At 71.1% G+C, this 13,796-nt stretch carries 14 protein-coding genes; 9 read left to right on the top strand and 5 right to left on the bottom strand.

The genetic code is table 11. The features are described from left to right. The first annotated feature begins 49 nt into the window (after positions 1-49). The 6 genes from IE294_RS30185 to IE294_RS30160 are packed head-to-tail and all read left to right on the top strand — an operon-like array spanning position 50 to position 6,225. Positions 50-1,453, top strand: coding sequence for an MFS transporter (locus IE294_RS30185; RefSeq protein WP_189891289.1), 1,404 nt, complete (start codon positions 50-52; stop codon positions 1,451-1,453). After that, the gene (locus IE294_RS30180; protein WP_189891287.1) at positions 1,450-2,640 is read left to right on the top strand and encodes an FAD binding domain-containing protein; all 1,191 of its coding nucleotides are present in this window, start codon (positions 1,450-1,452) and stop codon (positions 2,638-2,640) included. The genes IE294_RS30185 and IE294_RS30180 overlap by 4 nt, the downstream gene beginning before the upstream one ends. A gap of 56 nt (positions 2,641-2,696) precedes the next feature. After that, the gene (locus IE294_RS30175; RefSeq protein WP_189891285.1) at positions 2,697-3,164 is read left to right on the top strand and encodes a cupin domain-containing protein; all 468 of its coding nucleotides are present in this window, start codon (positions 2,697-2,699) and stop codon (positions 3,162-3,164) included. Then, the gene (locus IE294_RS30170; RefSeq protein ID WP_189891283.1) at positions 3,161-4,135 is read left to right on the top strand and encodes an amidohydrolase family protein; all 975 of its coding nucleotides are present in this window, start codon (positions 3,161-3,163) and stop codon (positions 4,133-4,135) included. The genes IE294_RS30175 and IE294_RS30170 overlap by 4 nt, the downstream gene beginning before the upstream one ends. A 33-nt stretch (positions 4,136-4,168) precedes the next feature. Continuing rightward, on the top strand, positions 4,169-5,527 hold the full coding sequence (locus tag IE294_RS30165) for an MFS transporter (protein ID WP_189891281.1): 1,359 nt from the start codon (positions 4,169-4,171) through the stop codon (positions 5,525-5,527). A gap of 29 nt (positions 5,528-5,556) precedes the next feature. Continuing rightward, entirely contained in the window at positions 5,557-6,225 is a 669-nt protein-coding gene (locus IE294_RS30160) for a VOC family protein (protein WP_189891279.1), read from the top strand. A gap of 87 nt (positions 6,226-6,312) precedes the next feature. Here IE294_RS30160 and IE294_RS30155 read toward each other — a convergent pair whose 3' ends face one another. Then, positions 6,313-7,479: an FAD binding domain-containing protein gene (locus IE294_RS30155; RefSeq protein ID WP_189891277.1), complete on the bottom strand. Its 1,167-nt coding sequence runs from the start codon at positions 7,477-7,479 to the stop codon at positions 6,313-6,315. A 184-nt stretch (positions 7,480-7,663) separates the two neighbouring features. Next, on the bottom strand, positions 7,664-8,545 hold the full coding sequence (locus IE294_RS30150; RefSeq protein WP_189891275.1) for a LysR substrate-binding domain-containing protein: 882 nt from the start codon (positions 8,543-8,545) through the stop codon (positions 7,664-7,666). 71 nt (positions 8,546-8,616) lie between these two features. On the opposite strand from IE294_RS30150, the gene IE294_RS30145 reads away from it, so the two are divergent. The 3 genes from IE294_RS30145 to IE294_RS30135 are packed head-to-tail and all read left to right on the top strand — an operon-like array spanning position 8,617 to position 11,194. Then, entirely contained in the window at positions 8,617-9,813 is a 1,197-nt protein-coding gene (locus IE294_RS30145; protein ID WP_189891273.1) for a thiolase family protein, read from the top strand. After that, the gene (locus IE294_RS30140; protein ID WP_189815075.1) at positions 9,810-10,505 is read left to right on the top strand and encodes a 3-oxoacid CoA-transferase subunit A; all 696 of its coding nucleotides are present in this window, start codon (positions 9,810-9,812) and stop codon (positions 10,503-10,505) included. Before IE294_RS30145 ends, IE294_RS30140 begins: the two co-directional genes overlap by 4 nt. Next, positions 10,502-11,194, top strand: a complete 693-nt coding sequence (locus IE294_RS30135) for a 3-oxoacid CoA-transferase subunit B (protein WP_306433478.1) — start codon at positions 10,502-10,504, stop codon at positions 11,192-11,194. The genes IE294_RS30140 and IE294_RS30135 overlap by 4 nt, the downstream gene beginning before the upstream one ends. 14 nt (positions 11,195-11,208) lie before the next feature. On the opposite strand, the gene IE294_RS30130 is transcribed toward IE294_RS30135, so the two are convergent. The 3 genes from IE294_RS30130 to IE294_RS30120 are packed head-to-tail and all read right to left on the bottom strand — an operon-like array spanning position 11,209 to position 13,654. Beyond that, a complete protein-coding gene (locus IE294_RS30130) occupies positions 11,209-11,556 on the bottom strand; it encodes an STAS domain-containing protein (protein WP_189891271.1) in 348 nt (115 codons plus the stop codon). Further along, the gene (locus tag IE294_RS30125; protein ID WP_189891270.1) at positions 11,553-12,851 is read right to left on the bottom strand and encodes a PP2C family protein-serine/threonine phosphatase; all 1,299 of its coding nucleotides are present in this window, start codon (positions 12,849-12,851) and stop codon (positions 11,553-11,555) included. Before IE294_RS30125 ends, IE294_RS30130 begins: the two co-directional genes overlap by 4 nt. Further along, positions 12,851-13,654: an alpha/beta fold hydrolase gene (locus IE294_RS30120; RefSeq protein ID WP_189891268.1), complete on the bottom strand. Its 804-nt coding sequence runs from the start codon at positions 13,652-13,654 to the stop codon at positions 12,851-12,853. Before IE294_RS30120 ends, IE294_RS30125 begins: the two co-directional genes overlap by 1 nt. Positions 13,655-13,796: the final 142 nt, after the last annotated feature.

The following is a 13,796-nucleotide window of genomic DNA, read 5'->3' as shown; positions in this document are numbered from 1 at the left end:
GTTGCGACGCCCACCGCGTGTCCTGACACATCCGACGAAGGAGTCGCGCATGTCGAACACAGCGAACGGCCGCCACTTCGGTGCGCGATGGCCGAGGGAGATCACCCGCACGCAATGGCTCGTTCTGGCGGGAACCACGATGGGCTGGGCCCTGGACGGGTTCTCCGGAAGCCTCTACGCCCTGGTCCTCGGCCCCGCCATGACCGAATTGCTCCCCCACAGCGGCATCCGGGCGGACGCGAGCGGCATCGGCTTGTACGGGGGCCTGACCGTGGCCCTCTTCCTCGCCGGCTGGGCCGTCGGCGGCATCCTGTTCGGCCTTCTGGCCGACTACTTCGGGCGGGTCAGGGTGCTGTCCGCCGGCGTGGTCGCCTACGCCGTGTTCACCGCGCTGGCCGCGTTCACCGACACCTGGTGGCAGTTGGGCGTACTGCGGTTCGTCGCCGGACTCGGCTCCGGTGTCGAGGCACCGGTGGGGGCCGCGCTGGTGGCCGAGGTGTGGCGCAACCGGTACCGGGCGCGTGCCTGCGGCGTGATGATGTCCGGCTACGCCGCCGGCTTCTTCGTCGCCGCCCTCGCGTACGACTTCCTCGGGGGCCAGGGCTGGCGCGTGATGCTGGGCATCGCCGTGGCCCCCGCCCTGCTGGTCTGGTTCATCCGCCGGTACGTTCCCGAACCCCCGGAGATCAGGGCCGCCATCGCGGACCGCCGGAACCGGAAGGCGCGGGGCCACACCGCCCCGGAGGACCGGTTCGTGCTGCGCAGGCTGCTCGCGCCGCCCTTCCTGAGCCGGACACTCGTCGCGACGACACTCGCCACCGGCTCGCTGGTCGCCTTCTGGAGCGTGTCGACCTGGTACCCCCAGATCATCCGCCACGCCGCCGACGCCGGCGGGCTGCCGCAGCACACGGCCGACAGCCATGTCGCGGTCGCCTCCATGCTGTTCAACGCGGGCGGCGTCCTCGGATACGCCTCGTGGGGGTTCCTCGCCGACGCGGTCGGCCGGCGCAAGGCGTTCGCCGTCAGCTTCGCCGCCTCCACCGCGGGCGTCGCCTACCTCTTCCCCTTCCAGCACGGCTACGCCGAGTTCCTGCTCGCCCTGCCGGTCGTCGGGTTCGGCCTGTTCGGGGCGCTGTCCGGCACGTTCGTCTACGGCCCCGAGCTCTTCCCTCCCAGTGTGCGGGCGACCGGCATGGCGCTGTCGAACAGCGTCGGCCGTCTGATCACCGCGGCGGGCCCGCTGGTGGCCGGCGTCATCGCCGTCTCCTGGTTCGGCGGCGACCTCGGGCTGGCGACCACGTGCGTCGCCGCGGTCGGCCTGACGGCGGCGGTCGGGCTGGCCTTCGCGCCGGAGACGCGGGGGCTGGACCTCCCGAGCGATCCCCTTCCCACCGGTCCGGAGCGGGCACCGGCACCGGCCGAGACCACCACTGCCAAGGAGATGCATTCATGAACGCGTACGACGGCGCCACCGCAGCGGTCGTCGGCGGATCGATCGGGGGGCTCACCACCGCCCTCCTCCTGCGCGACCTCGGCTTCTCGGTCGACGTCTTCGAGCGCACCCCTACCGCCCTCGACGGCCGTGGCAGCGGCATCGTGCTCCAGCCGGACACCCTGCGCTGGTTCACCGAACGCAGCGAGCAGCACCCGCAGGACCTGAGCACGTCCACCGAGTGGGTGCAGTACCTCGGCACCGGCAACGACGTCGTCTACCGCGAGCGGACGACATGGAGTTACACGTCGTGGGGCACGTTCTACCGCGCCCTGCTCGCCGACTTCGGGACGGACCACTACCACCTGGGCGAGTACGCCTGCGGATTCGACCAGGACGAACAGCACGCCACCGTCCGTTTCGTGAGCGGACGCGAGGTGACCGCGGACCTGGTGGTCTTCGCCGACGGGATCACCTCCACGGCCCGTCAGCGCTTCGACCCCGCCGCGGCCCTGACGTACTCCGGCTACATCGGGTGGCGTGGCACGGTCCCGGAGAAGGACCTGTCCGACGACACCCGCGAGCTGCTGCGGAACGCCATCACCTACACGGTGGTCCCGCACTCGCACATCACGCTCTACCCGATCCCCGGCGAGGGGGGAACCGGCCCGCGGGACCGGCTCATCAACTACGTCTGGTACCGCAACGTGCCCGAGGGGCCCGAGCTGTCCGAGATGCTCATCGACAAGCGGGGCATCCCGGGTACCGTCTCGGTCCATCCGTCGCAGGTCCAGGACCGGTACGTCGACGAGATGCGGCAGTCCGCGGCGCGGATGCTCTCCCCCGCGGCGGCGGAGGTGGTGACGTCGACGGCGGCCCCGTACGTCCAGGTCGTCTCGGACGTACGGGCGTCCCGGATGGCCGAGGGCCGGGTGGCCCTGATCGGGGACGCGGCCTGCGCGGCTCGGCCGCACGCTGCGGCCGGCACGGCCAAGGCCGCGGCCGACGCCTGGGCGCTGAGCGCCGCGCTGGAGGCCGCCGCGGGAGACATCGGCGCCGCCCTGCGCAAGTGGGAGCCCGCCCAGCTCGACATCAGTGCCCGGCTGCTCGAACGGGTCGTCGCCATGGGGAGCCGCTCCCAGTTCTCCAACACCTGGACCCCCGGCGACCCGAGCCTGCGCTTCGGGCTCTACGGCCCCGGGCGATGACACCGCCGGACGCCCTGGGCGTATCCGCGGAACTCGACGACGAAGACGGAGGAACGATGACGGACAGCGGATTTCTCACCGACCTGCCCCTCGCGGGCGTGCTCGTGGCCAGCGGATTCGAGGGCTGGTCACCGGCTCTGCGGAAGGAGTTCGAGGAGCACTCCCACGACGGCCGGGTCGGATCCCGGCTGCTCAGCGAGACACCACGGGTCCGGGTGTGGGAGATCCGGCTCGCCCCGGGTGAGCGCTGGCACGCCCACCGGCACGTCCTCGACTACTTCTGGACCGCGGTGAACGCGGGACGCAGCCGCCAGCACACCCACGACGGCACGGTCCGCGAGGTCTCCTACTCCGCCGGGGAGACCCGGCACTTCACCTTCGGTCCGGGGGAATACCTCCTGCACGACATCGAGAACATCGGCGACACCGCCCTGGTGTTCACCACCGTGGAACACCTGGACAGCGCCAATCCGCCGCTGGACATCCACGGCGGCACGGACGGCCGGCGGGAGCGGCAGCCGTGATCAGCGCACCCCTGGCCGACGGCGTGATCGACGTCCACGCCCACTGGCTGCCCGCCGAACTGTTCAGCCTTCCCCCGGGCGCCCCGTACGGGCCCATGCGGGACCGTGACGGCGCCCTGTACCTCGGTGACATTCCGCTGTCGATCCCGACCCGGGCCATGAGCGACGTCGCCGCGATCCTCGGCGACATGCGCACGGCGGGTGTGGGGGTGAGGGTCGTGTCGGCGCCGCCCTTCGCGTTCCCGGTCGGAGGCGTGCCCGGTGCGGGTTCGTACGTAGCCGCGTTCAACGAGGCGCTCTCCGCGGTGGTCGCCGACGCGGGCGGCAGGCTCGTGGGCCTCGGGATGGTCAGCCTCGACGAGCCCGCCGAGGCCCGGGCCCAGATGGAGCGGCTGGCCGGGACCGAGGCCATGGCAGGGATCGCGATACCGCCCCTGCACTACGGCCGGTCCCTGGACCAGGGCTTCCTGAGGGACGTCCTGACCGATGCCGACGCACTGGGTCTGGCCGTACTCGTCCACCCGATGCAGCTGTCCCGGCCGGAGTGGTCGGAGCACTACCTGTCCAACCTCATCGGCAACCCCGTGGAGACCGCCACCGCCGTCGCCGCCCTGCTCCTCGGGGGTGTCAAGGAGCAACTGCCACGGCTGCGGATCTGTTTCGTGCACGGCGGAGGATGCGCACCGGGGCTGCTCGGCAGGTGGACCCATGGCTGGCACGCCCGGGGCGATGTGCGCCGGCACTCGTCCCGGCCGCCGGACGAGGGCTTCGGGGAGCTCTTCTTCGACACCGTCACCCACGATCCCGGTCTGCTGCGCCTGCTGACCACGCACGCGTCCAAGGACGGCATCGTCTGCGGCAGCGACTACCCGTTCGACATGGCCCAGAGCGACCCCGTCCGCTTCGCCACCGACCACGGGCCGTCCGCGGCGGTGCTCACCTCCAACGCGCGTGCCTTCCTCGGCCTGTGACAACGCCTCGACCACTCTTCGAAGGACTCCCCCGTGACCGACACCTCACAGGTCGAGCGCCGTGCCCTGAGAAAGGCCGCCGGACGTCTCGCCCCGCTGGTTCTCCTCCTGTACACCGCGGGCTATCTGGACCGGGTCAACCTCGGGACGGCCGCGCTGACCATGAACGCGGACCTCGGCATCAGCACCGCGGCCTTCGGCTTCGCCACCGGGATCTTCTCGGCGGGCTACATCGCCTTGCAGATTCCCGGCAACCTGGCGCTCAACAAGCTCGGCCCGCAGCGCTGGCTCGGACTGCTGACCATCGGCTGGGGCGTGGTCGCCATGCTGACGAGCCTGGTGCAGGGCGAGCGGAGCCTGGTCGTCGTCCGGATCGCCCTGGGCGCCGTCGAAGCGGGTCTCCTGCCCGGCATGTTCATGTACCTGACGATCTGGTTCCCGCCGAGGATGCGCGGCCGGATCACCGCCATCGTCTGCCTGCCGTTCTACGCGATCCTCGGCACGCCGCTGTCCGCGTACATCATCCAGTACGCCGACGGCATGGGCGGCCTGGCCGGATGGCGGTGGATGTTCCTGCTCGAAGGGGCGCCGACGATCGTCATCGGACTGTTCCTGCTGCGGTTCCTGACCGATTCCCCCGCGACGGCCGACTGGCTGTCGGCCGAGGAGAAGGCGGCCCTGCTGCGGGTCACCGCGGCGCAGCAGACCGAGGGACAGACCGACGAGAAGCCGACGACGGGCGCGCGGGACATCCTTGAGCGGCTGCGCGACCTCCGCCTGGTCACCCTCTCGATGGCCGTCGGCCTGCTGTGGGTCGGATTCGCCGCCATCACCGCCTTCCTCCCGCTGATCGTCGCCGGCTTCGCGGAACACACCCATACGAGACTCAGCCTGGTGCAGACAGGTCTCCTGTCCGGCCTCGTCTACGTCCCGGCGGCCTTGGTCGCCCTCGCCTGGGTCTCCAGTTCCGACCGGCGCGACGAGCGGGTGAAGCACGTGGTCTGGGGAGCGCTGCTGGCCGCGGCCGGCACCGTCCTGGCCGTCAACGCCCCCAACCTGTGGCTGACCCTGCTCGGTACGGTCCTGCTCACCTCCGGCATCTACGCCGCCCTCTTCCTGGTCTGGCAGATCCCGGTGGCGCATCTGAGAGGACCGGTGGCCCTGTCGGTCGGTATCGCCATGACCACGACGCTCGGCAACGTCGGCAGTTTCCTGGCGCCGTACATCGTGGGATGGCTGCGGGACAGCACCGGGAACTTCGACAGCGGGCTGTACTTCATCGCCGTGTCCCTCGTCGCGTGCGCGGTGGTCACCGTGGCCGGCAACCGGATACGGGTGAACCCGGCGCACTCCCGCCCACCGACGAAGAACCCGCTGACACGAACCCGCTGACAGAACCCACTGACAAGAGACGGAACACTGTGCTCAGCATCGACCACATCTCCCTCGGGTGCCGCAACATCTACGAGGGCACCGAACGGCTCTGCGAGGAGACCGGGTTCGGACAGTACGAAGGCGGCTGGTTCCCCCACCTCGGCATCGCCAACCGCATCGTGCCGCTGGGACCGGACCAGTACATCGAGGTCGAGAGCGTCATCGACGCCTACTCCCCGCGGACCAACCCGAGCGCCCGCTGGTTCTACGACCAGATCGAAGGGGGCGACGTCTTCATCGGCTGGTGCCTGCGCGTCGACTCGCACGACGAACTGACGTGGCTGGCACGGCACTTCGGCACCGACATCATCGACAAGCCCCTGCGCAGGCGGACGGACGGTGTGCAGCGCAACGCCGTACGCGTTCCCGAGACGATCCCCTGCTGGCAACGAGGACTCCCCAACGTCTTCCTGGTCGAGGACCTCACCCGGCACCCGGCCGCCCAGCCGCGCTCCGGGGAGAAGACCTCCCCGCAGGGGATCACCTGGATGGAAGTGGGCGGTACCGAGAAGGACATGCGCGCATGGCTCGGCGACGGGGCGTTGGACCTGCCCCTGAAGTACAACGGCGAACGCCCTGGGGTGTACGCCGTGGCCGTCGCCACGGACGAGGGTGAAGTGGTCGTCCGGCGCACGGCGGTCACCCAGCCGGAATGAGCTCGACGGGGGTGCGGCCGGACGGAGTCCGGGGCCGCACCCCCCGCGCGCCGACACCCTTCGCCCGGAACGACCCGTGCGTGAGAGTCACTCGGAGACGAAGAAGCGACGGCTGCCGGCCGTCCCGAGCGACGACCTGTCGGCCAGGTCGATCCCGGCACGCGAAAGCGCGACCAGGTGCAGGAGCCGTTGCTGTTCCCAGTCCGCGAGCCGTCCGGCCGGCAGGTCCTGGCCCGGCGTCCAACCACGCAGGGCCGCCGCGAGCCCGGCCGCGTCGGCGAATGCCTTCGAGGTTCCGGAGGCCGTGTGGGGGCGCACCGTACCGACGGCGTCACCGATCAGGGCGGCGTGGTCGGCGACCATACGGTGGGGCGCCAGATCGAAGACGGGCTGCATGAAGACGTCCGAGAGCCGGACGAGCTGCGCGAACCGCGCCGGGAGCGCCGCGTCCGCCGTGGCGGCGAGTTCCGCCGCGGTCTCCGGGAGGATCTCCCCGGGCGGCAGGAACGTGGTGTACGGCTTCCCGGACCGGCTCGCGAGCAGCCGCGGCAGATCATGCTCGGGCACGTTCGTGTACCACACCCAGTTGACCCGTCTGGAGCCCTCCTCCAGCTCGCCGTCGGGGCCCGGCACCAGGTAACACAGCATTTGCAGGCCGTCCGAGCCGAAGAACGTGAACCGGCCCGTCAGCACCTCCAGCAGATCGGCGGGCAGGGCTGATTCCGGCTCCAGGCCCCGCCAGGCCACATAGCCCGCGTACGAGGGACGCGTGGCGGGATCGAGCAGCCGGCGCGTGGCCGAGCCGATCCCGTCGGCGCCCACCAGGAAGTGGCCCTGCGTGGTGGACCCGTCCGCGAACTCGGCCGTCACCTCGGAACCCTCCATCCGGACCCGGGTCAGGGCGCTGTCCAGGCGGTAGCAGAGCCCGGCGACAGGCTCGCGCAGCACGCGGTAGAGGGTGTCCCACGCGGTCATCAGCTGGGGAGCCGCGTACCGGGTGGCCCTGCCGTGCAGGTGCAGCTGCTGGCGCTCGCGCAGTTCGACGCTGACCTCCCGTGCCGACAGGCCCAGACGGACGAGCAGCGCCTCCACCTCGGGCTGCATGACGACCCCGGCGCCGCGGGCCTGCATCCGGCCCGCGGAACGTTCGTACACGGCTGTCTCGGCACCGATGGCGCGCAGCTCATGGGCTGCCGCGAGACCCCCGACGGACCCTCCGACGATGACGACCCTGGCCGCCTTGGCGTGCTGCATGGGACACCTTCCTGCCGTATCACCCATCCGGTGACATGGTCTCCCCTCGCCCGCCCCGCCGCGCGGGATGCGATTTCCGTCAAGGGGGCCGCCCGCGGCGGCAACGGATCGGGCGTCAGTTCCCGTCTCCTGGCGGGGCGCGGGGAGGGTGGGACGGGGCCTGTCCCGCCGTGGAGCCTTCGGTTCAGAAGAGCCGGCGAATGACTTCGACCGCGCGCGCCAGGTGGGGTTCGTCGCGGTCGGCGCGGTGGGCGACGGCCAGTTCGATCGACGCCGCCGGGCGCACCAGGGGCCGGTAGACGACACCGTCGAGCGCGAGCGCGGTCACCGGCTCGGGCGCGACCGCGACTCCGAGGCCGCCGGCGACGAGGGTGATGAGCGTCGAGGTCTCCCCGACCTCGTGCCGGACCCGCGGCTCGATGCCGGCTTCTCGCAGGACACCGAGCACGACGTCGTGCATCACCGAGCGGCGGTCCGCCGAGTGCATGATCATGTCGAGGCCGGCGAGGTCGGCGGCGCGCACCCGGGTCTTCGCCGCGAGTGGGTGCTCGGCGGGGAGCGCCACCACGAGGCGGTCCCGGCGCAGGGTGTGGACGGCGAGGGACGGGTCGGCCGCGGGCGGGCGCAGCAGGGCCACGTCGATGGCGCCGTTGCGCAGCGCCTCCACCTGATCGGGGGCGAGCATCTCCCCGCGGAAGGAGAAATCGATGCCCGGCAGTTCGGTGGCGAGGTGACGCGAGAGTGTCGGCAGCAGGCTGTACGTCGCCGAGCCGACGCAGCCCAGGGTGAGGTGGCCGACCGAACCGGCGGCGACCCGGCGGGCGTGGTCGGCGGCCTGGTCGACCTCGGCGAGGATCGCTCGCACCCGGTCGAGGTAGGCGCGGCCGGCCTCGGTGAGGTCGACCCGGCGTGTGGTGCGGTGGAACAGGGCGATGCCGAGCTCGCCCTCCAGCCGCCGGATCGCCTGCGAGAGCGGTGGCTGTGCCATGTGGAGCCGTTCGGCCGCACGTCCGAAGTGGCGTTCTTCCGCGACGGCGAGGAAGTAGCGGAGCTGGCGCAGATCCATATGTTCAGGATATCAATCGAAGGCGATATCGATACTTCACGATATCGACGCCGCCGTCTAGCCTTCGAGCCATGAAGAGCGCATTCCTCTACGCCGCCACGCGGACACCGTTCGGCAAGTTCAACGGCGCGCTGGCCGGCATCCGGCCCGACGATCTGGCCGCCACGGCGATCGGCGGCGTGCTCAGGCAGGCACCGGCACTGGATCCCGCCGCGATCGACGAGGTCGTGTGGGGCAACGCCAACGGCGCCGGCGAGGAGAACCGCAACGTCGGCCGGATGGCCGCGCTGCTGGCCGGTCTGCCGACCAGCGTGCCCGGCACGACGGTCAACCGGCTGTGCGGGTCGAGCCTGGACGCGGCGATGGCCGGCTCCCGCACGATCGAGACGGGCGACGCCGAGGTCGTTCTCGTCGGCGGTGTCGAGTCGATGACGCGGGCGCCGTGGGTACTGCCCAAGCCGTCGCGGGCCTTCCCGGCGGGCGACCTCACCGCGGTGTCCACGACTCTGGGCTGGCGGCTGGTCAACCCGCGGATGCCGAAGGAGTGGACCGTCTCGCTGGGAGAGTGCAACGAGCAGCTCCAGGAACGCTTCGGCATCTCCCGCGAGCGCCAGGACGCGTTCGCCGTCCGCTCCCACCGCCTCGCGCACCAGGCGTGGGAGGACGGGTTCTACGACACGCTGGTCACCCCGGTCGGCGACCTGGTCCGCGACGAGGGCATCCGCCCGGACTCGGACCCCGAGAAGCTCGCCGCGCTGAAGCCGTCGTTCCGGCCGGACGGCACCATCACCGCGGGCAACGCCTCCCCGCTCTCCGACGGCGGCTCCGCGGTGCTCCTCGGCAGCGAGGCGGCGGCGACGACCATCGGCCACGACCCGCTCGGCCGGATCCTCGGCAGAGGCGCTATGGCGCTGGACCCGCGGGAATTCGGCTACGCCCCGGTCGAGGCCGCCAACCGGGCGCTCGCCCGTGCCGGGATCACCTGGGACCAGGTCGGTGCGGTCGAACTCAACGAGGCGTTCGCGGTCCAGTCGCTGGCCTGCGTCGACGCCTGGCTCAAGGACGGCCTGCGCGATCCCGGGATCGTCAACCAGCGCGGCGGGGCCATCGCGATCGGGCACCCGCTGGGCGCCTCCGGCGGCCGGATCCTCGGGACCCTGGCCGCGGTCCTGAAGGAGCGCCGCGAGCGGTACGGCGTGGCCGCGATCTGCATCGGTGTCGGCCAGGGGCTGGCCGTCGTCCTGGAGAACCTGGAGGTGTCGAAGTGAGCCGCGCCGCCGTGCTGGAGTCGACCGACGAGGCCGTAGCCGGGATCGAGGACGGTTCCACCGTCCTGGTCGGCGGCTTCGGCCTGGCCGGGATGCCGTTCGACCTCATCGACGCCCTCATCCGGCAGGGCGCGAAGGACCTCACGATCGTCTCCAACAACGCCGGGAACGGCGATGTCGGACTGGCGGCGCTGCTCGCGGCCGGCCGCGTCCGCAAGGTGGTGTGCTCCTTCCCGCGGCAGGTCGACTCCTACGTCTTCGACGCGCTGTACCGCGAGGGGAAGATCGAGCTGGAGGTGGTTCCCCAGGGCAACCTCGCCGAGCGGATGCGGGCCGCCGGCGCCGGGATCGGCGCGTTCTACTGTCCGACCGCGGTCGGCACCCCGCTCGCCGAGGGCAAGGAGGTGCGCACCATCGACGGACGCGACTACCTGCTGGAGTATCCGATCAAGGGCGACTACGCCCTCATCTCCGCGTACCGGTCCGACCCGATGGGCAACCTCGTCTACCGCAAGACCGCCCGCAACTTCGGTCCGGTGATGGCGACCGCCGCCACCACCACGGTCGTCCAGGTCGACGAGGTCGTCCCGCTCGGCGGGCTCGACCCGGAGGCGGTCGTCACGCCGTCCATATACGTCGACCGCGTCGTCCCGGTCGAGACCCGCCACTACACCGTCCAGGGGGCACGATGACCACCGACACCACCGCCGCGGCACGCTCGGCGTCCGCGTCCGACGCGCCGATCGCCGTCGACCACCCGCTCAGCATGGACGAGGTGGCCGCCGTGATCGCCCGGGACATCCCGGCCGGCGCGTTCGTCAACCTCGGCATCGGCCGGCCCACCAGGATCGCCGACCACCTGCCCGAGGAACTCGGTGTGGTCCTGCACACCGAGAACGGCATGCTCGGCATGGGCCCGAAGGCCGAGGGCGCCCGGATCGACCCCGACCTCACCAACGCCGGCAAGGTCCCGGTCACCGAGCTCCCGGGAGCGGCGTACTTCCACCACGCCGACTCCTTCGCCATGATGCGCGGCGGCCACCTCGACGTCTGCGTACTCGGTGCCTACCAGGTCTCCGAGCGCGGTGACCTGGCCAACTGGCACACCGGCGAGCCAGGCGACATCCCCGCCGTCGGCGGCGCGATGGACCTCGCCATCGGCGCCAAGGACGTCTACGTGATGATGACGCTCTTCACGAAGTCCGGCGCGCCCAAACTGGTCCGGCAGTGCACCTACCCGCTCACCGGCATCGGCTGCGTCAGCCGGGTCTACACCGAGGTCGCCACCTTCGACCTACGCCCCCAGGGCGTCCACGTACGGGAGACCTACGGCATCACCCTCGACGAGCTGCGCTCACGCCTCGACGTCGCACTGCACTGACCTCCTTGAGCGTGTCAGCCGCTCGTCCGGCGGATGGCGGTGTCGCTGTCCGGATGGAGCGGGAAGATCTGGTCGAGGCCGACGATCCGCAGGATCCGCAGGGTGTTGGCCGGTACGGCCGCCAGCGCGATGTCGGCCCGGGCGGCGTCGGCGTGGCCGCGTGCGGCGATCAGGGCGGTCATGCCGCTGGAGTCGCAGAATCGCATGCCGCTCAGGTCCAGGACGAGGCGCTGGCCCGGCTGGAGGGTGAGCGCGGCGACCCGTTCACGCAGCTCGCTCGCGTTGGTGTGGTCGAGCTCGCCGAAGATCTCCAGAACAGGACCGGTCGGGGCGTCTCGGGTGGTGATCTTCAGCGGGCTCATCTTCTGTTTCTCGTCGGGTGGTCGGGGGCTGGGACGCCGAGCGCGAGCAGGGCGGTGTCGTCGTCGAGGCCGTCGCCGAAGCTGTCCAGCAGACCGGTCAGGGCCTCGATCACGGCATGGGGCGGCCTGCCGCCGTGGCCGGCGGTGAAGGCGAGCAGCGCCTCGTCCCCGTACAGGCTGGTGCGGTCCGCGCCGGTGCGGGCTTCGGTGAGGCCGTCGGTGTAGAGCAGCAGGGTGTCGCCGGGGGTGAGGACCGTCGCGGCGGTCGTGAAGCGCGCGGTGGGCAGTACGCCGACGAGCAGGCCGCCAGGGGTCGGCAGGAAGTCGGCCGTGCCGTCGGCCCGCAGCACTATGACCGGCGGGTGGCCGCCCGAGGCGAGGTGGACGGTGAGCTGTCCGGTCGCCGGGTCGGGGTCGAGGGTGCCGAAGACGGCGGTGCAGTAGCGCGGGTCGCCGCTGCCGGCGTAGCGCTCGTGGAGCACCTTGTTGAGGGTGGTCAGAGCGGAGACGGGGTCGGGGTCGTGCAGGGCGGCGGCGCGCAGGGTGTAGCGGGTGAGCGAGGTGACCGCGGCGGCCTGGGGTCCCTTGCCGCACACGTCACCGAGGAAGAAGGCGAAGCGTTTGCCGTCGAGGGGGAAAACGTCGTAGAAGTCGCCTCCGAGCCGGTCGGGAGAGGCGGTGTGGTAGTGGGTGGCCGTCTCCACGCCGGGTATCGGGGGCAGGGTGTCGGGCAGCAGTGACTGCTGGAGGACGGCGAGGGCGTCCTGCAACCGGGCGCGATCGGCCTCCGCCTGTCGGCGTGCCGCTTCGGCCGCTTTCCGGCCGCGCAGCAGTTCCTCTTCGTAGGCCCGGCGGTCCCCGGCGTCGAAGACAGTGGTGCGGATCAGCAGCGGCTCGCCGTTGCCGCCGCGTTTGACCACGGAGGAGACCAGCACCGGTATGCGGTCACCGTCGGCCCGCCTGACCTCCAGGGCGATTCCGTTGATCTCGCCCTGCATCCGCAGCAGCGGTGCGAAATGCGTCTCGTGGTACAGCTTGCCGCCCACGGTCAGCAGGTCGGTGAAGCGCATCCGGCCCACCACCGCCTCCCGCTCCAGACCCAGCCAGTCCAGCAGGGTGGCGTTGATCTTCGCGATGGTGCCGTCCATCAGCGTGGACAGATACCCGCACGGCGCCTTCTCGTACAACTCCTCGGCACTGTCCTCCAGCAGTGCGGCGAACGCCGCGTCCGCCGCCTTCTCGTCGTCGGCGTCGTGGCGGTCGTAGGGGTCGGGCTGCTGCCCGGTGCGGCACATCACCGCAGGCCGGCCAGGAAGCTCCGGATCGCCTCGTTGGTGGCTTCGGGCGCGGACAGGTGCGGGCAGTGCCCGGTCGCGTCCAGGGTCACCAGCGTCGATCCGGGGATCGCCCGGTGGACGAAGGCGCCGACCTCCCGGGGGGCGATGACGTCCTCGCTGCATTCGAGCACCAGGGCCGGCACCTTCACGCTCTTGAGGTCCTGCCGTGAGTCCGACAGGAACGTGGTGCGGGCGAAGACGCGCGCCATGTCCGGGTCGGTGGCGCAGAAGCTGTTCCTGAGTTCTTCGCCGAGTTCGGGGCGTTCCGGGTTCCCCATGATCACCGGCGCCATCGCCATCGACCAGCCCAGGTAGTTCGACTCCAGTGACGCCAGCAGTTCGTCGATGTCCTGCGCGCTGAACCCGCCCCGGTAACCGTCGTCGTCGATGTACCGCGGAGACGGAGCGACCATCACCAGCGCCCCGATGCGCTCCGGAGCCGCGTCCGCGGCCAGCACCCCGATCATGGCGCTGACCGAATGCCCCACGAACACCGCGTCGCGCAGGTCGAGTGCCTCACACACCTCCACCACGTCCCGGGCATAGCCGTGCAGAGAGCCGTAACGATTCTCCGAGAACGCGGACAGGTCCGAGCGGCCCGAACCAACGTAGTCGAAGAGCACCACCCGGTAGTCCTCGACCAGAGCAGGCAGCGTCAGTCGCCACATGTTCTGATCACAGCCGAACCCGTGAGCCAGCACCACTGCGGGCCCCTGCGGGTTGCCGGTGACGGCGACGTTGTTCCTGCGAGCGATATCCATACCCGTCAGTCTCCCAGGCACGGGCCACCGCTCCCGCGGGGCCCCGGCCCGACCCCGTTCACGACAGCGCCTGATCGGACGAGGCGGCCTCGTCCGCTCCGACCTACGGGTCGATGACATGCGGGACGTCATTAGCTGTTCA

The sequence above is a fragment of the Streptomyces canarius genome (genome assembly GCF_014650735.1).
In the GTDB taxonomy this organism is placed as follows: Bacteria; Actinomycetota; Actinomycetes; order Streptomycetales; family Streptomycetaceae; genus Streptomyces; species Streptomyces olivaceoviridis.
Note: the sequence above shows the minus strand (reverse complement) of the source record. Positions and strands in the feature narration are given on the sequence as shown.

What these genes read in the sequence shown, in the direction of transcription:
- IE294_RS30185 (WP_189891289.1), top strand. Translation starts at nt 50, where the DNA reads ATGTCGAACACAGCGAACGGCCGCCACTTCGGTGCGCGATGGCCGAGG.
- IE294_RS30180 (WP_189891287.1), top strand. Translation starts at nt 1,450, where the DNA reads ATGAACGCGTACGACGGCGCCACCGCAGCGGTCGTCGGCGGATCGATC.
- IE294_RS30175 (WP_189891285.1), top strand. Translation starts at nt 2,697, where the DNA reads ATGACGGACAGCGGATTTCTCACCGACCTGCCCCTCGCGGGCGTGCTC.
- IE294_RS30155 (WP_189891277.1), bottom strand. Translation starts at nt 7,479, where the DNA reads ATGCAGCACGCCAAGGCGGCCAGGGTCGTCATCGTCGGAGGGTCCGTC.
- IE294_RS30150 (WP_189891275.1), bottom strand. Translation starts at nt 8,545, where the DNA reads ATGGATCTGCGCCAGCTCCGCTACTTCCTCGCCGTCGCGGAAGAACGC.
- IE294_RS30145 (WP_189891273.1), top strand. Translation starts at nt 8,617, where the DNA reads ATGAAGAGCGCATTCCTCTACGCCGCCACGCGGACACCGTTCGGCAAG.
- IE294_RS30135 (WP_306433478.1), top strand. Translation starts at nt 10,502, where the DNA reads ATGACCACCGACACCACCGCCGCGGCACGCTCGGCGTCCGCGTCCGAC.
- IE294_RS30130 (WP_189891271.1), bottom strand. Translation starts at nt 11,556, where the DNA reads ATGAGCCCGCTGAAGATCACCACCCGAGACGCCCCGACCGGTCCTGTT.
- IE294_RS30125 (WP_189891270.1), bottom strand. Translation starts at nt 12,851, where the DNA reads ATGTGCCGCACCGGGCAGCAGCCCGACCCCTACGACCGCCACGACGCC.
- IE294_RS30120 (WP_189891268.1), bottom strand. Translation starts at nt 13,654, where the DNA reads ATGGATATCGCTCGCAGGAACAACGTCGCCGTCACCGGCAACCCGCAG.